The sequence below is a fragment of the Alteromonas sp. ABE4_545 genome (genome assembly GCF_056161325.1).
Window position 1 is genome coordinate 518,720 of record NZ_JBSWYY010000001.1, and the last position, 20,871, is coordinate 539,590.

Genomic DNA, 20,871 nt, shown 5'->3' on the forward strand with positions numbered 1-20,871 from the left:
AAAAAAACAATTAAGGAATCATTATGACACGCATTGCATGCGTATTCCCTGGCCAGGGCTCACAAACTGTGGGCATGCTTAAAGAACTGGCAGCCGAATATGAATCCGTTACCGAAACATTTGCACAAGCTTCAGAAGCGCTAGGTTATGACTTGTGGGATTTGGTACAAAACGATACCGACGGAAAACTTAATCAAACGCATATTACGCAACCCGCTTTATTAACTGCGAGCGTTGCTATTTGGCGCATTTTGGCGGCTAAAGGTTTAGAGGTTGAATACATGGCTGGTCACAGCCTGGGAGAATACTCAGCGTTAGTCTGTTCTGGTGCATTGTCTTTCACTGAAGCTGTGAAGTTAGTTGAAGCGCGCGGTAATTACATGCAAGAAGCAGTGCCTGCTGGCGCTGGTGCGATGTATGCCATTATTGGTTTAGACGATGCTTCGATTGCTGAAATCTGTGAGCAAACCGCGATCGCTACCGGCGATGTGGTAGCTCCTGTGAACTACAACTCACCCGGCCAAGTGGTGATTGCGGGCGAGAAGCAGGCAACCGACCAAGCAGCAGCAGCTTGCAAAGAAGCGGGCGCGAAACGCGCATTGCCATTGCCGGTTAGCGTACCTTCACATTGTGAATTGATGCGCCCAGCTGCTGACTCACTTGGTGATGCCCTTGAAAAGGCAACCATTCTTGCACCACAGGTTAAGGTGGTGAATAACGTTGACGTGAAAATAGAAGACGATGCTGCATCTATTCGCGACGCATTGGTACGCCAACTTTATTGCCCAGTACAGTGGACCAAAACCGTAGAAGCACTAGCGGCTGAAGGCATCGACAAAATTGTTGAGGTAGGTCCAGGTAAGGTATTGACCGGCTTGGTGAAGCGCATAGACAAATCATTGGAAGCGGTGGCAGTGAACACGCCTGACACGGTTTCTGCATTATTCAGCGAAGAGTAATATTTTAAACAGGATAAACAATGAGTCACTTACAAGGTAAAGTTGCTTTAGTTACTGGTGCCAGCCGTGGCATTGGTAAAGCCATCGCGACACAACTTGCAGAGCAGGGCGCAACGGTTGTGGGTACTGCAACTAGCGAAAACGGCGCCGCTGCGATTTCAGAGTATCTTGCTGCATCTGGCGGCAAGGGCATGGCGGTCAACGTGACTGACAAAGACGCAGTCGATGCGTTAGTAAAATCCATTGCCGAAGAGTTTGGCGGTATTGATATTTTGATCAATAATGCCGGTATCACACGTGATAATCTGCTAATGCGCATGAAAGATGACGAATGGCAGAGCATCATTGATACCAACCTAACTTCAATCTTTACTTTATCTAAAGCGGTATTACGTGGCATGATGAAGAAAAGAGCCGGTCGTATCGTAAATATTGGCTCAGTAGTCGGTAGTGCAGGCAATGCAGGACAAGCAAACTATGCTGCTGCAAAAGCGGGTGTTATCGGTTTCAGTAAATCAATGGCTCGTGAAGTTGCTTCACGTGGCATTACCATTAATGTGGTAGCGCCGGGCTTTATTGATACTGATATGACTAAGGCGTTGACCGACGAACAGCGAGAAGCCATCTTCAAAGATATCCCGGCAAATCGCTTAGGTCAGCCAGAAGAAATTGCATCAACAGTAGCCTTTTTGGTTAGTGATGGTGCGGCTTATATCACCGGTGAGACAATTCACGTAAACGGTGGTATGTTCATGAGCTAATACTCGTGTTGTCCGACTAGTATGTTGGGTCGGGGCGGGTATAATGCTTGATTGTAAAATTTTTGTTTATTAGACTGGAGTGGTTCGCTGGTTTGACCAGAGATTTAAATAGCTCTGAAACTTGCAAGGCTGTGACTTGCAAAATAAACTAGCGGCACTTTTTTATAGATATCTAGTGACGTTAAGGGAAACCTAGAATTATGAGTAACATTGAAGAGCGCGTTAAAAAGATCATCGTTGAGCAACTTGGCGTGAAAGAAGAAGAAGTAAAATCAGAAGCCTCTTTTGTAGATGACTTGGGCGCTGATTCACTTGACACAGTTGAGTTGGTAATGGCGTTGGAAGAAGAATTCGATACTGAGATTCCTGACGAAGAAGCAGAAAAAATCACAACTGTTCAGTCAGCAATCGACTACATCAACGCAAACAAAGACGCGTAAGCATCTTTTCTTGTAAAAACGGCTCGCTCAGAGCCGTTTTTCTGTTTACCTACCTAATTTTTCAATGCGAGGGCTTTCTGTGACAAAACGTCGCGTCGTAGTTACTGGTCTTGGCATGCTATCTCCTCTTGGTTTGACGGTTGATAAAACCTGGGAACGCTGCTTGGCAGGTGAGAGTGGGATCGGCGAGATCACGCATTTTGATTGCAGTAACTTTTCTACACGTTTTGCAGGTCAGATCAACGATTTTGACCCGCAGGAATACATTGACAAAAAAGAAGCCAAAAAAATGGATCGGTTTATTCAGCTGGGTATTGCAGCGGGTAAACAAGCGTTAGCTGATTCAGGTTTGGCCGTTACTGCTGACAACGCACATCGCGTTGGTGTTGCTATTGGTTCAGGGATTGGTGGTTTGGACTTAATTGAACAAAACCACACGAAGTTAACCAATAGTGGCCCGAAGCGAGTGTCTCCGTTTTTTGTTCCTTCAACAATTACCAACATGATTTCTGGCTTTTTGTCGATCATGTCGGGGTTGAAAGGGCCGAACCTAAACGTAGTGACAGCGTGTACAACTGGTGTTCATAACATTGGCATTGCTGCGCGCACAATTGCGTATGGCGATGCTGATGCCATGTTAGCCGGCGGTGCAGAAGCGTCAATTACACCTTTGGGCATTGCAGGCTTTGCTTCTGCCCGCGCGTTGTCTTCACGCAATGACGATCCTCAGGCCGCGAGTCGCCCTTGGGATAAAGACCGAGATGGTTTCGTGATGGGTGAGGGCGCGGGTGTGATCATGCTCGAAGAGTATGAATCAGCGAAAGCGCGTGGCGCTACCATTTATGCAGAACTGGTTGGTTTTGGCATGAGCGGTGATGCTTATCACATGACGTCGCCACCAGAAGATGGTGAAGGCGCAGCGGCAGCGATGGAAAATGCCTTTAATGATGCAAACATTAGCCCAGAAGTTGTGGGTTATATTAATGCTCATGGTACATCGACGCCAGCTGGTGACGTTGCTGAAGTAGCGGCTGTGAAGCGCGTTTTTGGTGAACAAGCGAAAGACGTACTTGTTAGCTCTACCAAGTCAATGACCGGTCATTTACTCGGTGCAGCGGGTGCAGTAGAAGCTATTTTCACCATTTTGGCTTTGCGTGATAAAGTCGCGCCACCAACGATCAACTTGGATAACCCAGGTGAAGGTTGTGATTTAGACTTTGTGCCACATAAAGCAAAAGGTTTCGAACAAGATTACGCTTTGTGTAATTCATTTGGTTTCGGTGGAACGAACGGCTCGTTAATTTTCAAGCGTTTGTAATATTGCAGCTAAGTAAGAAATACGAAGGGGAAGCAACATACGCTTCCCCTTTTTTTGTTTGTGAAGCCATGTTGAGTTGGTACAATAAAGGCATGAAATATATAAATCAGCTCCGTAAATGCAGCTAATTTCCTCTTTTGCTAATAACGACCGCGTTGCTAATTATGGTGACGGGCTGTTTACCACTATGGCAGTGAAGCAAGGGCGTATTGCCTTGTTTCGTTACCATTTGGCGCGCTTGTTACACGACGGTGCGCGCTTGGGTCTTACTCTCAATGAACGTGATATTCTCTCGGTTATTCAGCAACAAATGCCGCAGGGGTATAGCGGTGTGCTTAAAGTTTTGATCAGCGCCGGTGAGGGAGGGCGTGGTTACGCTAGAGATGAAGCAGTTGCCCCTAACATTTGTGTATCACAGCATCATAGCCCCAGCTTTTACGATGAGTGGAAACAACAAGGCATCGGACTTCGAGTGAGCTACGTAAAGCTTGCCCAACAACCTTTACTGGCAGGCTTAAAGCATGCAAACCGCTTAGAACAAGTGTTGGTGAAACAAGGCCTCGCTAAGTACCAAGAACACGATGCATTAGTGCTCGATAGCCAAGGTTTTATTGTTGAAGCGTCTGCTGCCAATGTGTTTTGGCTTAAAAAGGGTGAATGGTTTACGCCGTCATTGGCGTTTGCCGGAGTTGCTGGGGTGATGCGCGCTTATTTTCTCGATTGGGCAGAGAAGCAAGCGATAAAAGTCTCGGTTGGTCAATATTCCTTAGCCGCCCTAGAAGGCGCAACGGCTATGTTTACGTGCAATGCTTTGATGGGGTTGATGCCGGTTAAATATCTCATTAATGAAGAACAGCGTTATGCTTTTGACCTTGCACCGGTAAGTCAATTAAATACGCAATTTAGCGTCGATATTCAGGATGAAGATGAAGTTTTTACGGGTTAGCCTAATACTGTTGTCGATGACGATGTTGGTGGCCATTATTGGCGTGTGGCAGTGGCAAAAGTGGTTTGCTACGCCACTTAATATGACCGAACCGACATTGGTAACCGTAGAACAAGGCGATACGGGGCATAAAATAATTGCGAGATGGCAGCAACAGCATTGGTTAACGCAGCCGAAGTTGGCAGTTAAGGTGTGGTTAAAACTCTACTTTGAGGGCCAGCACATCAAAGCTGGTACTTATCAACTGCAGCCATCAATGACGTTGTCTGAGGCAATGCAAGCGTTAGTGTCTGGTGCCGAATATCAATTTAGTGTGGCTATGGTGGAAGGGCTAACCTTGGCACAATGGCTTGATACGTTGTCTACAACGGCACACCTAACAAACGATTTAACCGAGCAAAAGCTCGCGAATATACTAGCCCAATGGCCGACGAAATGGGGCGACAAGCCTAGTCATTTAGAAGGCTTGTTACTGGCAGATACGTACCATTTTACAGCGAAAACACCCGCCAGCAAGATATTAGAGCGCGCCATGCAAGGTATGGTTGTTTGGTTAGAGCAGGCATGGCAAGCGCGACAACCACTGTTACCTTATGCAACGCCTTATGATGCCTTGATCATGGCGTCGATTATCGAAAAAGAAACTGCCGTACCCAGTGAGCGTGCATTAATTGCGGGTGTCTTTGTTAATAGGTTGGACGAGCATATGCGTTTGCAAACCGACCCGACCGTCATCTACGGTCTTGGCGAGCGATTCGACGGTAATTTAACGCGCGCCCACTTACGGGAAAAAACACCGTATAATACCTACGTAATTAAAGGCTTGCCGCCAACGCCCATTGCCATGGCGGGGCGAGCTGCCATCAATGCCGCTTTACATCCACAAGCCACATCGGCACTGTATTTTGTGGCGAAAGGCGACGGCAGTCATTATTTTTCAGATACCCTTGAACAACATAATCAAGCGGTTAAGCAATATCAACTAAAACAATAAAAGGATTACTCGGGCAAATGAGCGGCAAATTTATCGTTATTGAAGGGCTTGAAGGTGCAGGAAAAAGCTCTGTTATTCAATTGATTGCAGCGTATTTGCAAGAACAAGGGCACACGGTGTCATGTACCCGTGAACCCGGTGGCACGCCCATGGCTGAGGCCATTCGAGAGTGCGTGAAGAAGCCGTGGGATGAAAACGTAGCGGAAGAAACCGAATTGATGCTGATGTATGCAGCACGGGTACAACTACTCACGAATGTGATTAAGCCCGCACTCGCTGAAGGCCAGTGGGTGATAGGCGATCGTCATGACTTATCTTCACAAGCCTATCAAGGTGGCGGGCGTGGTGTGAATCAAGCTTTGATGCAAGGGATTCGCGATATTACGCTTCAAGGTTTTAAACCCGATCTTACTTTATATCTCGACGTTGAACCCGCAGCGGGTCTGGCGAGAGCAAGGGGCCGTGGCGAATTGGATCGCATAGAGTTGTCTGGGCTGAGTTTTTTCGAGCGTACGCGAGCGCGTTACCTGGAACTTGCCGAAGCAGACGATACCATTGTGACCATTAATGCCATGCAGGCGATGGACGCGGTACACAAAGATGTTATACAGGCAGTGGAGCAATTTGTTCAATGTCAGTAATGCCGTGGTTAGCTGAAGACTTTCAACGAGAATTGGGGCGGCTGCTCAGCGGGCGCTTGCATCATGGGCTATTGATTAACGCACCTGCGGGTATGGGTAAAGAAGGTTTTGCCGACGCACTGGCGCATAGCTTGTTGTGTCAAAAGCCGTCGAGCCTTGGTCCTTGTGGTCACTGTCAAAGTTGTCACCTTGTTGCTGCTGGCAGTCATGCCGATTTCATGAAAATTGAAAGCGACAAGCAAATTGGTGTTGATAGAATTCGCGAAGTCATCGCGAAGTTTACCGGCACAGCTCAGCTTGGCGGGAATAAAGTGTTGATTATTCCGAAAGCCGATTCGATGACTGAGGCGGCTTCTAATGCGTTGTTAAAGACGTTGGAAGAACCAACGCCTAACACTTATTTGTTATTATTGACTGAAAAGTTACAGGCTTTATTGCCGACTATACTGAGTCGTTGTGAAAAGTTAACCTTGGCTAAGCCATCGGCATCGCAAAGCCTGACCTGGTTACAGCAACAAGGCGTGCACGACGCCGATGAAGCGCTGTTGGCCGCTTATGGCGGTGCTCCTCTGCGCGTACAAGCGGCACTAGCCGAGGGTGATCAATTTACCTATGCCGATTTCCAATCAGGGTTGGAAACATTGCTACGGGGCGCCACTTCCAGTTTAACACTGGCGAACAAATGGCAGAGTAACGCTCAGGAAATTGTTCGTTGGTGTCAGATGTATGTACGTGATCGTCATATTGAACAACAACGTAGTGAGCAGTATCTTATTTATCAACAATGCATTAAGGCCAGTGAAACGCTTCTTCACCCCGGTGTGAACAAAGTACTGGTACTCAACGATGTATTACTTTTATTGAAACAGGTTTAAGCAGGTTTATTTTGTTTGTAGATTCTCATTGCCATTTAGATCGACTCAAGCAGTCACCCGAAGAATTACGAGAGACCTTGTCATTTGCACGCCAGCGAGGGGTGGAGCATTTTTTATGTGTGTCTGTGTCGGTGAATGATTATCCCGCGATGGCCCAAACAGTGTCTGAATTTGACGATGTATCGGTTTCTTGTGGTGTGCATCCGTTACATCAAGATGAGGCGTGCAGCTATGACGAGCTGTTGGCTGCTGCCAGTGATGAAAAAGTGGTGGCAATTGGCGAAACCGGTTTAGACTACTTCTACAGTGAAGAGACCAAAGCGGTACAGTTAACCAGCTTTATCGACCACATTAAAGTGGCCAACGCACTTAACAAGCCTCTCATCATTCATACCCGTGATGCGCGAGAAGACACTATCGCCCTGTTGAAAGAGCACAAGGCCCCTGAGACTATCGGTGTATTACATTGCTTTACCGAGAGTTTAGATATGGCTCAAGCTGCTATAGAGATGGGCTTTTACATTTCCATTTCGGGCATTGTGACTTTTCAATCTGCCAAAGATTTGCGTGAAGTGGTTAAGGCAATCCCCTTAGATCGTTTATTGATTGAAACGGATTCTCCTTGGCTAGCGCCTGTGCCGCATCGTGGCAAACAAAACCAGCCGGGTTTTGTGGTGGAAGTGGCTGAGTTTATTGCCGAGTTAAAAGGGGTTAGCGTGAAAGAGCTTGCCGAAGCGACTACGCAAAACTTCTACACCTTGTTTTCGGGTGTCACTCAAGCCAACCAGCGGGTAGCGACATGTCAGACTGGCGTCAACGGCTAACACGCAGCTTACATCAAACGCGAAGCGAGCCTGAGAGCCGTTATTTTCAGCTCGCAACCGTGGATGCTAATGGCTTACCACAAGTGCGTACTGTGGTGTATCGCGGTATAGACCCCGAAACGGGGGCTATTACGGTCATTTCAGATTCTCGTACGCCCAAAATTAAAGAACTAGCAGGTAACCTCCAGGCCGCTATTTGTTGGTATTTTGCCAAATCTCGTGAGCAGTATCGATTAAATGTCACTGCGCATGTGGTGACCGTTGGTGAAGACGAAAACCGTTGCCAATTAGCCTGGGAGAGTTTGTCTCTAGCGGCGCGACAGCAATTTCTTTGGGGAGAACCTAAAAGCAAGCGCCACGATTGCCATCATGGATTAGAGGTGAAAGATGGCAGTGTTGATATGTTACCTCGGCATTTTTGTTTGATTTTACTGAAGCCAAACCAAGTGGATTATCTCAATCTACGGGGTAACCCTCAGTATCGTGAGTTACATGCACTCACGGCAAGTGGGCACTGGAACTGGCAAGCAGTGATCCCTTAGGGTCTCAGTAGTTTTCGTTTGTCTTTTGAATCAAAAAAGCCCGCGTTGTTGAAGACGCGGGCTTTGCTTGTTTATGTGGCGTGTAAAATCCTTATTACCAGCCGCATTGTCTGTCTTTGTTTTGCTCATCGAGCCATGTTTTTAATGGCGCAAAGTAATCTTGAATGGTCGACGCGTCCATTTCTGGCGAGCCTGTGAGAGTTTCTAGTGCGTTTTGCCACGGTTGACTCATACCCATTTCCAACATTTCGTTGAGTGCTTTACCTGCTTCTTCGCTACCGTAAATAGAACAACGGTTAAGTGGGCCGGTATCGCCTGCAATGACACACAATTGTTTATGGAATTGGAATTGTAGGATATGGGCGAGGAAGTAACGCGTGTAGGGCACGTTTGCAGGCACGTGATATTTCGCACCCGGGTCAAACGCATTATCGGGGCGTGCGACGGGGGCCATGACACCTTGATATTGTTCTCGCAGTTCCCACCAAAGCTGATTGTATTGTTCTGGTGGTACTTCACCGGCCATGACCTTCCAACGCCACTGATCAACCATAAGGCCAAATGGAATGAAGGCAATTTTATCCAAGGCGATTTGCATTAACATACCGATGTCGTTTGATTCGTCTGGGATCTCGTCAATTAAGCCAATTTGTTTCAAATATTTGGGCGTAATAGACAAAGCAATGGTATCGCCAATTGCTTCGTGGAAACCGTCATTCGCCGAACCTTGATAAAGGAAAGGTTGGTCTTTGTAGGCGCGTTGATAGTAGTTATGGCCCAACTCGTGGTGAATAGTATTAAAATCTTCACCATTGATATTGATACACATTTTAATGCGCAAATCGTCTTGGTTGTCGAGATCCCATGCAGAAGCATGGCACACTACATCGCGGCCTTCGGGTTTGATGAACTGAGAACGCTCCCAGAATGTATCAGGAAGCGGGGCAAAACCGAGGGATGAGAAGAACGACTCGGCTTGTTTGACCATGCCGATTTCATCGTAATCTTGGTCGCGTAATGCCTCCGTAACATCAGGCACCTGCATTTTTTGTTCAGGTTTGACGATATCATAAATATTGCCCCAACTTTGTGCCCACATGTTACCGAGTAGGTGAGCTGGGATGGACTTGTTTTGTGGAACAACATCTTCACCGTAATAATCACCCAGTTTCGCACGTACATGGCAGTGTAGGGCGTCGTATACAGGTTTTACCTGACCCCAAAGGCGATCTAGTTCTTTTGGAAATGCTTCGGCCGGCATATCATATTGCCCACGCCAAATTTCACTGACATTAGCGAAACCCAGTTCTTTTGCACCTTCGTTGGCAATGCCAACTTGCTCGATATATAGATCTTTCATCGGTACAGAGACTTCACGCCAACCTTTCCAAAACTCAAGCAGTAGGTCAGGATCGCGAGAGTTTGCCATTTCAACACTCATTTGCGGCAAACTAAAACAGGTATCTTCATCACGACAATATTCGCCAGCACCATACATCCCTTCAAGATCTGAGCCTATTTTCGCTAATCGTTCTGATTTAGCCGCGTCGGCAGGTGGTGGCATAGTGAGGCCATTACGCATAAGGTCGAGTTTTCTGCGCGTATCGGCATCTACTTCTACATCGTTAAACTTCGCTGCTTCTTTCGCCAGTTCGGCTGCACGGGTTGATAGTACTTCCCCCATATAAGCGCTAACTGCAGCGGTATCAAAATTGATATTGGTTGCATAGCTCCATTGGGCATGGGCAGCCGGCACAACCATTTTGGCCATTTCAGCTTGAGAGGCTTCGACAAATTGTTTGGCTTCTTCTGCGGTGGGTTTAACTGAGGCTTGCTTGGTTTGACTTGTTTCGTCGTTACAGCCTACTAATGCAGCACTGATCACGATCGCCGTAAGGGTTCGCTTGAACATGGGTGTTTTGACTCCCTGGATAGTGTCGTTATGTTGTTATTGGATATTTCATTATTATCGTGCTTTTTTAAAACAGCACTGTTTGAATTTTTTACCGCTGGTACATACACACGGATCGTTCCTGCCTATATTGAGCTTTCCGCAGTCTGGGTGCAAGTGACCATCTGTATATCGCCAAGCAGGACCTTCTCGTTCGAAACGAGAGGTTTCATGCAAAACGTAGGGTTTATTTTTCACAAAATAATATGCGAAAAACTCCACCTGATTTTTATCGAGTGCAGGGTTAGAAGGGATGCTTAACGTAAACCAATGATTATCATCGGCACTGTCTTCTAATATCTCAACGGAGAGGTCATTCCTAGGCTTTGGCGCATAGGTGTCGAGGATATAATTAAAATCAGAAAGACAGTAAGCGGTGAAACGTGACCGCATGAGTTGTTCTGGTGAGTCAGCCTCTTTGATTCGAGCAAGAAGAGGCTGACAACATTCACTGTATAATTTTTTACTGTTGCAATAACACAACGCAGACATGAAACGCTCTTTACTTAATTAACGCTCATGCAGTGTAGCTTTGTCGTTAGAGGATTACCACGGACCTTTTACGACATTAGTAACAGATGCGTCGTTTTTACTCAATCCAACTAGAGATACCGCGTATTGATCACACAGTTGTTCGATCATCACTTTGGCTTTAATGGGTAAGTGTAAATCTTCAACGTAAATAGTACGGCATTGCCCACTGGTGATCAGTTTACAAATCCACTCGGGTACTTTTTCTTCGGCCGGTTTTTGAATGCGAATACCGTAATCCACATCTTTTTGAAATGCCAAAGAGTCGGCCAGTAGATAAGACCAACCTTTGCGCTCAGTGCGGCTCGGAAGGCGCTCTACGCCTGGCAGAGGTAATTGAATAACATTCTGGTGGTGAAGTGGTTGTTGATGATTCATTGCTCGATACCTTGTTTAAATATACAGTATGTATGTATATACAGTATTTTAAAATATGGACGAGCGCAAGCACTTTTTTGTGTTTTTTTCATACAGTTGAAATTGCACTAAAAAGTAGCCTTGTGCGTTAGCAACAGGGCCATTAACGAAGGGCTGTAGAGGCGTGGCGGGGTAGTGAGAGGGCAACGACGCCCTCTGATTAACCTTGAGTTATTGTTTTGAAGTTTGTGGTTTGTAAAACCAACGGCGAAATTTGTCGCGACGAAGGGCCAAAAGAAAAATGCCAAATACGAGGTAATAAAGCGCGCTTTGAAGCAAGGTCTTTTGTGACCAACTGAAATGCAGTAAAGCCAATATTAGCGCGAGATAAACGAAATTGTGCAGGGTTTGCCAACGTCGTCCCATGCGTCGTTGAATACGATTCAAGGATGTCACTGTTAACACGAATAAAATAAATAGTGCTGCTAATCCAACTGCAATATAGGGGCGGCTGGTGAGCTCCTCGCCAATCAAAGTCCAATCTAGCTGTAATTCGAACAACAGATAAGTGAGTAAATGAGCCAAGGCATAAACAAATGCATATACACCCAGCATTCGACGACATTTCATTGCATCAGGCATTGGTAGAGCTTGGGCTAAGGGAGACATCAACAAACTGCCCATTAAGCAATGTATAGCGCCAATACCCGTAAAATTCAGTAAGGCTTGAACAGGGTCAGCGCCCAGACTATCTGTAAAGCCCCAATAAAACATCAATAGTAAATAACCGGCTATGAATGTGTGGAGTGTTACTTTGATAAAACGCAGTTTGCCCTGCGATAGGCGCAGGGGCTTTTTGAGTAATCGTTGCATTAATAGAACTTACGTAAATCCATTTTAGTGTAGAGGCTTGCTACTTCTTGATAACCGTTAAACATGTCAGTCGCGATGCGATTGCGAGATAATAACCCGCCTGAGGTAATGCGTCGCTCACTGGCTTGGCTCCAGCGAGGGTGATCCACGTTGGGGTTCACATTGGCGTAAAAGCCATATTCGTGAGACGCCAATTGATTCCACGTTGTCGGTGGCATTTTATCGGTAAGTCGAATACGCACAATAGACTTAATACTTTTGAAACCGTATTTCCAAGGTACGACGAGTCTAATCGGGGCGCCGTTCTGAGGCGGTAGCGTTTTACCATATAACCCAACAGAGAGTAGTGTGAGAGGATGGAGCGCTTCATCTAACCGCAAGCCTTCTACATAAGGGTAATCGATACCGCCGCCCAGAAATGGGTTTCGCTGGCCAGGCATTTGTTTGGGGTCTTCTAGGGTTTCAAATGCGACATATTTGGCTTTGCTTTGAGGATCAGCGGCTTTGATTAGTTGGCCAAGTTCAAACCCGACCCAAGGAATAACCATCGACCAAGCTTCTACACAGCGCAAGCGATAAATACGCTCTTCTAATGGGAAACGCGTTAACAGGTCGTCATAGTCAAGTGTGATTGGGTTATTCACCAAGCCATCTATTTTGAGTGTCCAGGGCTCAACCTTAAACCCTTGAGCGCGTGCAGCAGGGTCGTCTTTACCTGTGCCAAACTCATAGAAGTTATTGTATGAACTCACCTTTTCGTAAGGGGTTAAGGTGTCGTCGGTACGATACGATGAAGGTTGTGTAAATTGAAGCGGCACACGAGTAAACGCCGGTTTGTCGTCATCGCTGAACCAGCCTGCACCTTGAGCTGAACGTGATAATAAAGCGCCAGCACCGAGGTAGCCGAAGCCCTTCAATAAGGCTCGACGGTTGCGGTAAACGGATTCGTCGGTGACTTGGTTGTCTTTAAATTGTTGTGACGGAATAAATCGTTTTTTCATACAGGGTACGCATCAAAGTTTTCATTGCTTACGTAACAAGACCATGAGAAGTGCATTTTTATTTCAATAATATTGCCCTTGCTCATCTAGGTTAATCAAATGGATTGATTTACTCGATGATTGACGCTATTCAACTAAATACACCTCTAAGGTGTCAACGGTTTGAGTGGCTGCGTGTTTTAACGAATCGTAACTGCTAATACAAGCGTGACTTTCTCCGTTTTTGGCTTGTTTTTCTAATTCATACGCTGCCTGGTAAAGTAAGGTTGCTCCTACATCGGCTGCACTGCCTTTTAATGCATGGGCAGTTTGTCTAACTTGTTCCCAGTTTTCGTCATTCACACATTGATCGAGTGTTGTCAGCTTTTTAGGAATATCATTGAGCAATAATGTCACCAGTTTTTTTAACAGGGCTTCTTTACCGCTTAACCTATGCAGGGCTTCGGTCTTATTCCAGAGTACAATAGCCTGATCTGTGTCTTCGACGTCAGCCATAGTATTGTGGTCAGCCGGTTGTTGTAGGTTATTCGTCAGTGTCGATGGCTTTTTATCTAATTTTAACAGCCAATTGGTGACTTTCGTTGCCAGAATATCGGGGTTAACGGGCTTGGTAATATAGTCGTTCATTCCCGCCTGCTGACATTTTACACTTTCACCTCGCATGGCATTGGCAGTCATTGCGATTATGGGAATATCGCGATAATGCTCACCAGCTTGTCCTTTGCGAATAGCGCGTGTGGCGTCATACCCGTTGAGCACGGGCATATTACAGTCCATTAAAATACAGTCGAATCGCGCGCCTTCGCCGTGGTGCAAATTAAGCATGTCTAATGCTAGCTGCCCATTTTTGGCCGTGTGTAGTTCGGCGTTTATTTCTTCTAAAATAAATCGCGCGACTTGCAGGTTTATCTCATTGTCATCGACCAACAATAATTTTGCGCGACTGGCTAATACGGGTTGTTTTTTATTGGCCGAGTCAGACTGCCGACTGTGGTACTGAGTTGATGAATTGCGAGGTTGCCGCTCATCAAACACAGCAGCCAAAAACGACGATCGCTGAACCGGGGTAGTAATGTTGATGCAGTTGATATTGTCTGGCAAAGATGGCGGCAAGCCAATAATACCCAATTGCGTATTTTTGCCTTTGCTAGCGCTACTCAATGTATCGTCGAATTTTGCGTGCTGGCTATCAATGAAGGTGAAGTCGGCATTGGTATTGGTAATGTCGGGGTAATAAGAATAAGCTTCACATGACCCACTCAATGATTCAATTAAATGCGTCATTACTGTCACCAGTTGCTGGTTTTCGGAAATAATTAGCGTGTGTAGACCCTGCATACGCTTGGCGTGTAATTGGTCGCGTAACTCCCAGGAATCAGTGGGGATTGAGAAGCGAAAGCTCGAACCATTGCCTTCGCTCGATTCAACGTCAATTGACCCGCCCAACAAGGTTAATAATTGGCGGCATATTGATAAGCCTAATCCTGTACCCCCAAACTCTGAGGCTATCGCATTGTTCGCCTGACTAAATGATTGGAACAGTTTACTTTGGTCTTCGGTGCTTATCCCTTTGCCTGTGTCAGTAATATCAAAATGTAACCAACCGGTATTTTTGATGACGTTAGAAGTTACGCTAACGTGGATATAGCCAGAGTTGGTGAACTTTATTGCGTTATTAATGAGGTTATTCAGGATTTGTGTGAGCCTGTGTGGGTCGCTATTAATTTGGGTAAATAGCAGCTCTGCGGTATCGACATAAAATTGAAGTTGTTTTTCATTGGCAACAACCGCAAGACTTTGAGTAATACTTTCAATTAAGGCTTCAGGACTAAAGTTCCGATAGTTAAGCTCAAGTTTTCCGGCCTCGATTTTCGATAAGTCGAGAATATCATTCACCAATTGATTTAATGCATTCACACTGGTAGAGGCAATGCCAAGCAAGTCGTCCAGTTTTGTCGAGGTGACTTCTTTTTGCATTAAATTTACTGCACCTACAATGCCATTTAACGGCGTGCGCATTTCATGGCTAATCGTTGATATAAACTGGCTCTTTATATTGCTCGCTTCTAAGGCTTTGGCATGGGCTTCTTTTAATTCAGCTGTGCGTTCCTGAACTGTTGTCTCTAACTCTTTATTCGCGTTTTCTAACGCCAGTATGGCTTTGGCTTCTCGTGTTACATCTGTGATCACCAATGCAAACTTATTGCTGGAAGCGTCGGTGTGTAACCGACTGATGCGGCAATTGTAGTATTTTACTTCAACGGTGTTGTCGGGCAGGGTAGAAAAATTAAAATTGGTTAAGAGTTTACCTTTTTCAAACAGCTGTAGTTTTTCGCTGAATGAAACCGGGGTAATCGCAGTAAATACGTCATCGATGTGTGCGCCAATGGCATTAACCGTAGGTATGCCAAACATGAGTTCGAATGCCCGATTGCAACTGCGTACAATTAAATTACCGTCAAGTGTCACAATACTGTCTGCTGTCACATCAATGGTTGCTTTCGCTTCTTTACTTATGTGGGCATAGTATTGGTGGCGTTTTGAGCTTTGATAAAAATACCCAATGGCGCAAATTGCGATAACTGCAATTAACCCCATGGCGGAGTAAATGTCAGTTCTGCGTGCCAGCAATTCTTGGTCGTAATGGTTTTTAGACGTCGATACAAAAATCTTTAACAGCCCGTTTATTTCGCTCGAAACGCGAAAGCTCTTCCATTCACCTATTACCTTTGCCCCTGAATTCGCGATGCGGTATTCATGAATGTGGTGACTTACAACATTGATGTCTGAATACACAGTATCAAACGTGTAATCTGGCGCTAAGTCGCGACTGAATACCAAAGCCGGGTCGGAGTGTTTGATAAAAAAGCCGTCGCTGTCAATGATCACAACTTCGTAATAGTTGGGGACCAACTCATCGATTGTTTTGAGCATAGCGGACATATCGATGTTGGTGATTAACAAGCCAAAAATTTTGCCATTGTCATCGTAAATAGGTTTAGCCATTCTAAGAGTTGGCTCTAACGGAAAGGTGAGTGCGTTTTTCTCTTTATTGAGATCTATCGTCGACGTATAGATTTGCTCGGGTGAGAGTGTTATCGCCGTTTTAAAGTAATAGCGATGTGCCTTATTCTGCAAGTGGCTTTCAGGCACCACAGCTACGCGTGCACCTTGTCGGTGAGCGCGCACAATTTCATCGCCATTGAGGTCTATCACTCGTAGTTGGGTGTACTCTAAGTTATTTTCGAGAAATGCGGTAAAAATATGCCCGAGCCTGTCTTTCCACAATGGAGTAGTGGTGCCGTCTTTAGGGTCTATCCCTTCGTTATTCTCAGCGCGAGCAATACCGCTAATTGGCGGGGTTGAAAATAGGAATGATAAATTGCGACGGTAGGTTAAAAACTCCGAAGTGATCTTCCCTTCGACTTCGCCAATGTTGGTTTCAATATCCTCGGCGAGTTGTTTGTGATAGTTCTCTTTCACTGCGTTGTCGTAAGAGATGACGATCAGTGCTAGTGTCAGTACTGCTAAAATCCCGAGCACGTAAAGGGTAATTTTTTTCATAATTCAATTTTTAGCAGTAATGCGGATTAGAGTTTTTGGTCTTTCGATACTAGTAATTAGTACATTCGTCTAACATTAGCAAGCGTAAATGGATAAATAATGGAAATCAGTTATAATTCTGCTTAAAAAAGAAACGTCATTTAGTCTGAGTTGCCTGCCGTTATGGCGTTCATCAAAAGGAGTATTGAGATGGATTTACAAAAACGAGTATTAGTAGTTGATGATGAATCGTCTAATTTGATCATTATTCAGGAGGCGCTTAATACTATTTGTGATGTGACTATTTGCCAGTCGCCTAAAGAGGCTATATCACTCGCAGAAACCTTGTCTCCTCAAATTATTCTGCTTGATATTGAAATGCCAGAAATGAATGGTTTTACACTCTGTGAGCGTTTGCAGGCAATGCCTCAGTGTAAGGCTTCTCGATTTATCTTTATCACTTCCCATAATGACCATTATTTCGAAAAACGCGCGTTGTCACTGGGCGCTATCGATTTTATTCCAAAGCCAATTAACATCGACATATGCTCGCTACGTATCGCGAATCAGCTCGCATTGCTGGCGAAAGAATATGAGTTGAACAAAGCTAAAAATGAGATCGAAAAGGAACGGGAATACCTGGATACAATATTGCAATCAATAGGTGATGCTGTCATCGCCACTGATGAATCAGGTGGCATCACTTTTATCAATCCAGTAGCCCAACGCATTACGGGTTGGGCGCAGCGGGACGCATTGGGAGTTCACATTGAGCAAGTGATGAAGTTAACCGATGCATCTTCAAATGTTGCCATGGTAAACCCGCTGAGTATTGCATTAAAACAAAAGCGGCCGGTGGCAATGGCACTCAATGCCAAGTTAACCACGCCATTGGGGAGTGAGCATCGCGTCGAAGACTCCGCCTCGCCGATATTCGATGAATCAGGTAATGTGGTAGGCGGTGTGATGGTGTTTCAGGACGTAACCGAATCAATCGCAATGGCGACACAGATGAGCCATCTAACCAATCACGACCAATTGACCGGCTTGCCGAATCGAATGTTACTGCATGATCGTATGCTACAAGCTATCAGCAATGCGGCGTTAACAAATCAACATGTGGCGGTGTTGCTTATAGATGTCGACAATTTTAAGTACATCAATGATTCATTGGGCCATCAAACAGGCGATTTGATAATAAGTCATGTTGCGCGGCGCTTAGAGGTGCTTGCAGGGACGACAACGACGGTATCGCGTATAGGCGGCGATGAGTTTGCAGTATTACTAAAATACCAGCCCAATGTGCCAGCTATTAACGCTTTCGCGTCTCAGCTGGTGGCAATAGGTAGTGAGCCTTTTGCTATAGAAGGGGAAGAGCATCGTTTATCATTGAGCATAGGGATCAGTGTTTATCCGCATGATGCCAATAACCCTGAAGAGCTAATGCGTCATGCCGACGCGGCTATGTACAAGGCAAAGCGCGCGGGGAAAAACGGCTACAAGTATTTTTCTGCCGATCTACACGACGAGTTAAAAGAACGCGTTGTGGTGGAAAAAAAGCTGCATCAAGCATTGCAAAACGAAGAACTAGTGGTGCACTACCAGCCTAAATATGCACTAGACTCGCAGGCAATCATCGGCGCCGAGGCGTTGGTGAGAATGCAGGACGAGGATGGCAATTTAATTTACCCAGATGCATTTATCAATGTAGCCGAAGATGCGGGCTTAATTATTGAATTGGGCCAACAGGTGCTTTGGCAGGCTTGCCGTCAGGCAAAGCAGTGGTTGGATAAAGGAATAGATATCAAAATTGCGGTTAATATCGGTGCCGCGCAATTTAATCAAACCGATTTTAATCGCCGAGTAGAGAAAATACTGCGGGAGTGCCAATTACCTTCAAAAAACTTAGAGTTAGAAATTACCGAATCGGCGTTGATCAGTAACTTTGAAAAAGCTAAACAGTCTTTAATGCGGCTGAAGGCGATAGGTGTATCTATTGCATTAGACGATTTTGGTACTGGATACTCTAGTTTGTCTTATCTCAAAAATTTCGAAATTGATGTGCTTAAAATTGACCGCTCTTTTGTTCAAGATATGGAAACCGATCCTCAAGCTGAGAACATTGTGCGCGCCATTATTAATTTAGCTCAAACGTTAAAATTAGAGCTGGTGTGCGAAGGCATTGAGACCGAAGCGCAGCAAACACTGTTGCAAAGTTTAGGTTGTTCTGAAGGGCAAGGTTACTTGTTTAGTAAGCCGATTGAGGCAACGCAGTTTGATGCGATGCTGCACAAGGTGCCATGCTCGCTATGACAGCCCTTCGGTGGTTAATTTTTGTAATACGTTCCGCCAACGAGACAGGCGAGCAGTAGGAGAGTCGGAAGAGTTCTTGGCGCCGGGCGACCATAAACCATTACTGTTAAAGCTAAACACAGGGATGAGATCGGTACGTTGTGCTGCGGGTAATATTTCAGAAACCAAACTGTCTAAAATAAGTGGCTGAGAAGTGGGGGTGGCATAGTATCCTAAGACCATATGCGCTTGGGTCACGCGGCTTCGACTTCCGCCAATTTTCGCTTTTACATAGATTAACCGCAGTTTTTGCTCTTCCACGCCTAGTTTTTTTAAAAACACATATTTAGAAATGGCAAAGTCTTCGCAATCGCCTAAGCGCTTGGCCATGGTTTCTGCGGGTGATGCCCAATAGTCTTTTTCTTTCCAAGCCTTAATATCAGACGCATAGACAATCGTGTCGGCGACAAAATCATTGATTAGCGTGAGCTTTTCTTTTTCCGGCGCTTTTTCTGCCAACGCAAGCACTTTTTCTAGTTGTGATTTTAACTGAGGATCAGCTTGCCCACCGAGCCTGACAACGGCTTGCCAGAACTGTGTTAAGTTTCCCGAAAAGCTCGAATACACCTGCCGGGCAACAAAAAAGCTGATTAATATGCCCAAACTTACCAACCACAGTTTGGTGCGATTATTGGCTGCGAACATTGCTGAAAGGTCTAGTACCTGTCACGAATAATTAACTGCTTATAAATACAAGTTACTAACAGAATGGCAATGTCGCAATCTATTTATAAAAATAATCTGCTTTGTTGCTTTGATAGCCATCACGTATAACTCGTCAGCTCCATTACGGGCCGACGAGTTATGTGGTGACGCTGAGGCTTAAATATCAATGCCGAGAATGCCTCCCAATCCGCCGCTTGAATCATCGGATGATGAAGCCGATTCACCACTGTCTGAACCCGATACACTTACAGAGCCTGAAGCAGATACAACAGTGGTATTGCCTGCAGCATCTTCAATCGACGCTGAAACCGACACTGGGCCTAATGACAGGCTTGCAATCGGGCCTGTTGACCATGTACCGTCAACGAGCACGTTAGTCTGAATCGTCAATGTTGTTTCTATACCAATAATGTCGACAGTCACTTCAAGGTCGATCACTCTTCCAAACATATCAGGGTCACTGGTTCCGCTAATAATGGGGTTGAGTAAGCTCGGTAAACTAGTGATGAGTAAGTTTGGTGCAGTGATATCGACATCAGCAGTGGTCGAAGCACTGGTGCTATTACCTGCGTTGTCCTCAATCAGTACATCAATATCAATACTGCCTTCTGCCAGTGAACTTGGTACATCAACAGAGTAGTTACCACTTCCATCTACAATGGTCGTAAAGGTCTGTACGTCACTGTTAATATCGGTTGTGGTGATTGTCACTGTGCCGCCTAATTCATCAGACGTGCCTGAAATAGTAGGCGTATCGTCATTAATTAACCCGATACTATCGACAGAAAGAAGTGGCACAGTAAGATCGATCAAGCCAGAGGTACTGACCGTCGCGATATTACCCGCATCGTCCAATACTTCTACATCTATACTCAATAGGCCTTCTGAGACTGCTGAAGGTACATCCACGCTGTAGGTACCGTCAGATTGGACGGTGGCCGTGAAGGTCTGCTCGTTACTATCGCTATCCGTAACGGTAATTGACACCGTTGCACCAATTTCATCACAGGTGCCTGAGATGGTGGGTGTGGCATCGTTGAGCGTTCCGAGTGCATTCACGCCTAAAATCGGTAGCGTGAGGTCAATCAAACCAGACGTTGTTACCGTGGCCAAATTACCTGCATCGTCGAGGACTTCCACTTCCACATTGAGCAAGCCTTCGGAGACCGCTAAAGGTACATCCACGCTGTAGGTACCGTCAGATTGGACGGTGGCCGTGAAGGTTTGTTCGTTGCTATCGCTATCGGTCACGGTAATCGAGACCGTCGCGCCAATTTCATCACAAGTACCTGAGATG

At 45.6% G+C, this 20,871-nt stretch carries 19 protein-coding genes; 11 read left to right on the plus strand and 8 right to left on the minus strand.

The genetic code is table 11. The features are described 5' to 3' along the window. The first annotated feature begins 23 nt into the window (after positions 1-23). The 10 genes from fabD (at position 24) to ACXAH6_RS02390 (ending at position 8,300) form a co-directional block, all read left to right on the plus strand. On the plus strand, positions 24-959 hold the full coding sequence (gene fabD / locus ACXAH6_RS02345; protein WP_474875011.1) for an ACP S-malonyltransferase: 936 nt from the start codon (positions 24-26) through the stop codon (positions 957-959). A 20-nt stretch (positions 960-979) separates the two neighbouring features. Continuing rightward, the gene (fabG, locus tag ACXAH6_RS02350) at positions 980-1,720 is read left to right on the plus strand and encodes a 3-oxoacyl-ACP reductase FabG (RefSeq protein ID WP_474875012.1); all 741 of its coding nucleotides are present in this window, start codon (positions 980-982) and stop codon (positions 1,718-1,720) included. A 200-nt stretch (positions 1,721-1,920) separates the two neighbouring features. Next, positions 1,921-2,160: an acyl carrier protein gene (acpP, locus tag ACXAH6_RS02355; RefSeq protein WP_018981476.1), complete on the plus strand. Its 240-nt coding sequence runs from the start codon at positions 1,921-1,923 to the stop codon at positions 2,158-2,160. A 79-nt stretch (positions 2,161-2,239) separates the two neighbouring features. Next, complete coding sequence (gene fabF / locus ACXAH6_RS02360; protein ID WP_474875013.1) at positions 2,240-3,478, plus strand: beta-ketoacyl-ACP synthase II; 1,239 nt, start codon at positions 2,240-2,242, stop codon at positions 3,476-3,478. A gap of 118 nt (positions 3,479-3,596) precedes the next feature. Next, complete coding sequence (pabC, locus tag ACXAH6_RS02365) at positions 3,597-4,424, plus strand: aminodeoxychorismate lyase (protein ID WP_474875014.1); 828 nt, start codon at positions 3,597-3,599, stop codon at positions 4,422-4,424. Beyond that, complete coding sequence (mltG, locus tag ACXAH6_RS02370) at positions 4,405-5,418, plus strand: endolytic transglycosylase MltG (protein ID WP_474875015.1); 1,014 nt, start codon at positions 4,405-4,407, stop codon at positions 5,416-5,418. The genes pabC and mltG overlap by 20 nt, the downstream gene beginning before the upstream one ends. A gap of 17 nt (positions 5,419-5,435) precedes the next feature. Then, entirely contained in the window at positions 5,436-6,059 is a 624-nt protein-coding gene (tmk, locus tag ACXAH6_RS02375) for a dTMP kinase (protein ID WP_474875016.1), read from the plus strand. After that, complete coding sequence (gene holB / locus ACXAH6_RS02380) at positions 6,050-6,934, plus strand: DNA polymerase III subunit delta' (protein WP_474875017.1); 885 nt, start codon at positions 6,050-6,052, stop codon at positions 6,932-6,934. Before tmk ends, holB begins: the two co-directional genes overlap by 10 nt. A gap of 11 nt (positions 6,935-6,945) precedes the next feature. Further along, positions 6,946-7,758 (plus strand): TatD family hydrolase, encoded by an 813-nt coding sequence (locus ACXAH6_RS02385; protein ID WP_474875018.1) that lies wholly within the window; start codon positions 6,946-6,948, stop codon positions 7,756-7,758. Further along, positions 7,734-8,300 carry a pyridoxamine 5'-phosphate oxidase family protein gene (locus ACXAH6_RS02390; RefSeq protein ID WP_474875019.1) on the plus strand — a complete coding sequence of 189 codons (567 nt, stop codon included), beginning with the start codon at positions 7,734-7,736 and terminating at the stop codon, positions 8,298-8,300. Before ACXAH6_RS02385 ends, ACXAH6_RS02390 begins: the two co-directional genes overlap by 25 nt. Before the next feature lie 94 nt (positions 8,301-8,394). Here the strand turns inward: ACXAH6_RS02390 and ACXAH6_RS02395 are convergent, their stop codons facing one another. The 6 genes from ACXAH6_RS02395 to ACXAH6_RS02420 form a co-directional block, all read right to left on the minus strand. Further along, positions 8,395-10,212 (minus strand): M2 family metallopeptidase, encoded by a 1,818-nt coding sequence (locus ACXAH6_RS02395; RefSeq protein ID WP_474875020.1) that lies wholly within the window; start codon positions 10,210-10,212, stop codon positions 8,395-8,397. Positions 10,213-10,266: 54 nt separating this feature from the next. Then, entirely contained in the window at positions 10,267-10,743 is a 477-nt protein-coding gene (locus ACXAH6_RS02400) for a YchJ family protein (protein ID WP_474875021.1), read from the minus strand. 54 nt (positions 10,744-10,797) lie between these two features. Beyond that, the gene (locus ACXAH6_RS02405) at positions 10,798-11,160 is read right to left on the minus strand and encodes a deoxyguanosinetriphosphate triphosphohydrolase (protein ID WP_474875022.1); all 363 of its coding nucleotides are present in this window, start codon (positions 11,158-11,160) and stop codon (positions 10,798-10,800) included. Between the two features lie 210 nt (positions 11,161-11,370). Next, positions 11,371-12,012, minus strand: a complete 642-nt coding sequence (locus ACXAH6_RS02410) for a protein-methionine-sulfoxide reductase heme-binding subunit MsrQ (protein ID WP_474875023.1) — start codon at positions 12,010-12,012, stop codon at positions 11,371-11,373. Next, positions 12,012-13,013: a protein-methionine-sulfoxide reductase catalytic subunit MsrP gene (msrP, locus tag ACXAH6_RS02415; protein ID WP_474875024.1), complete on the minus strand. Its 1,002-nt coding sequence runs from the start codon at positions 13,011-13,013 to the stop codon at positions 12,012-12,014. Before msrP ends, ACXAH6_RS02410 begins: the two co-directional genes overlap by 1 nt. Positions 13,014-13,139: 126 nt before the next feature. Continuing rightward, a complete protein-coding gene (locus ACXAH6_RS02420; protein ID WP_474875025.1) occupies positions 13,140-16,577 on the minus strand; it encodes an ATP-binding protein in 3,438 nt (1,145 codons plus the stop codon). 189 nt (positions 16,578-16,766) lie between these two features. Between ACXAH6_RS02420 and ACXAH6_RS02425 the strand changes: the two genes are divergently transcribed. Continuing rightward, positions 16,767-18,869, plus strand: a complete 2,103-nt coding sequence (locus tag ACXAH6_RS02425; protein WP_474875026.1) for a two-component system response regulator — start codon at positions 16,767-16,769, stop codon at positions 18,867-18,869. Here ACXAH6_RS02425 and ACXAH6_RS02430 read toward each other — a convergent pair. Together ACXAH6_RS02430 and ACXAH6_RS02435 are read right to left on the minus strand one after the other, a co-directional pair. Next, positions 18,864-19,553: a transglutaminase-like cysteine peptidase gene (locus tag ACXAH6_RS02430; RefSeq protein WP_474875027.1), complete on the minus strand. Its 690-nt coding sequence runs from the start codon at positions 19,551-19,553 to the stop codon at positions 18,864-18,866. The two genes, ACXAH6_RS02425 and ACXAH6_RS02430, sit on opposite strands and share 6 nt — an antisense overlap. A gap of 177 nt (positions 19,554-19,730) precedes the next feature. Next, positions 19,731-20,871 (minus strand): Ig-like domain-containing protein (locus ACXAH6_RS02435; protein WP_474875028.1); only part of this gene is annotated, 1,141 nt, incomplete at its 5' end.

What these genes read in the sequence shown, in the direction of transcription:
- fabD (WP_474875011.1), top strand. Translation starts at nt 24, where the DNA reads ATGACACGCATTGCATGCGTATTCCCTGGCCAGGGCTCACAAACTGTG.
- fabG (WP_474875012.1), top strand. Translation starts at nt 980, where the DNA reads ATGAGTCACTTACAAGGTAAAGTTGCTTTAGTTACTGGTGCCAGCCGT.
- acpP (WP_018981476.1), top strand. Translation starts at nt 1,921, where the DNA reads ATGAGTAACATTGAAGAGCGCGTTAAAAAGATCATCGTTGAGCAACTT.
- pabC (WP_474875014.1), top strand. Translation starts at nt 3,597, where the DNA reads ATGCAGCTAATTTCCTCTTTTGCTAATAACGACCGCGTTGCTAATTAT.
- mltG (WP_474875015.1), top strand. Translation starts at nt 4,405, where the DNA reads ATGAAGTTTTTACGGGTTAGCCTAATACTGTTGTCGATGACGATGTTG.
- tmk (WP_474875016.1), top strand. Translation starts at nt 5,436, where the DNA reads ATGAGCGGCAAATTTATCGTTATTGAAGGGCTTGAAGGTGCAGGAAAA.
- holB (WP_474875017.1), top strand. Translation starts at nt 6,050, where the DNA reads ATGTCAGTAATGCCGTGGTTAGCTGAAGACTTTCAACGAGAATTGGGG.
- ACXAH6_RS02390 (WP_474875019.1), top strand. Translation starts at nt 7,734, where the DNA reads ATGTCAGACTGGCGTCAACGGCTAACACGCAGCTTACATCAAACGCGA.
- ACXAH6_RS02395 (WP_474875020.1), bottom strand. Translation starts at nt 10,212, where the DNA reads ATGTTCAAGCGAACCCTTACGGCGATCGTGATCAGTGCTGCATTAGTA.
- ACXAH6_RS02400 (WP_474875021.1), bottom strand. Translation starts at nt 10,743, where the DNA reads ATGTCTGCGTTGTGTTATTGCAACAGTAAAAAATTATACAGTGAATGT.
- ACXAH6_RS02405 (WP_474875022.1), bottom strand. Translation starts at nt 11,160, where the DNA reads ATGAATCATCAACAACCACTTCACCACCAGAATGTTATTCAATTACCT.
- ACXAH6_RS02410 (WP_474875023.1), bottom strand. Translation starts at nt 12,012, where the DNA reads ATGCAACGATTACTCAAAAAGCCCCTGCGCCTATCGCAGGGCAAACTG.
- msrP (WP_474875024.1), bottom strand. Translation starts at nt 13,013, where the DNA reads ATGAAAAAACGATTTATTCCGTCACAACAATTTAAAGACAACCAAGTC.
- ACXAH6_RS02420 (WP_474875025.1), bottom strand. Translation starts at nt 16,577, where the DNA reads ATGAAAAAAATTACCCTTTACGTGCTCGGGATTTTAGCAGTACTGACA.
- ACXAH6_RS02425 (WP_474875026.1), top strand. Translation starts at nt 16,767, where the DNA reads ATGGATTTACAAAAACGAGTATTAGTAGTTGATGATGAATCGTCTAAT.
- ACXAH6_RS02430 (WP_474875027.1), bottom strand. Translation starts at nt 19,553, where the DNA reads ATGTTCGCAGCCAATAATCGCACCAAACTGTGGTTGGTAAGTTTGGGC.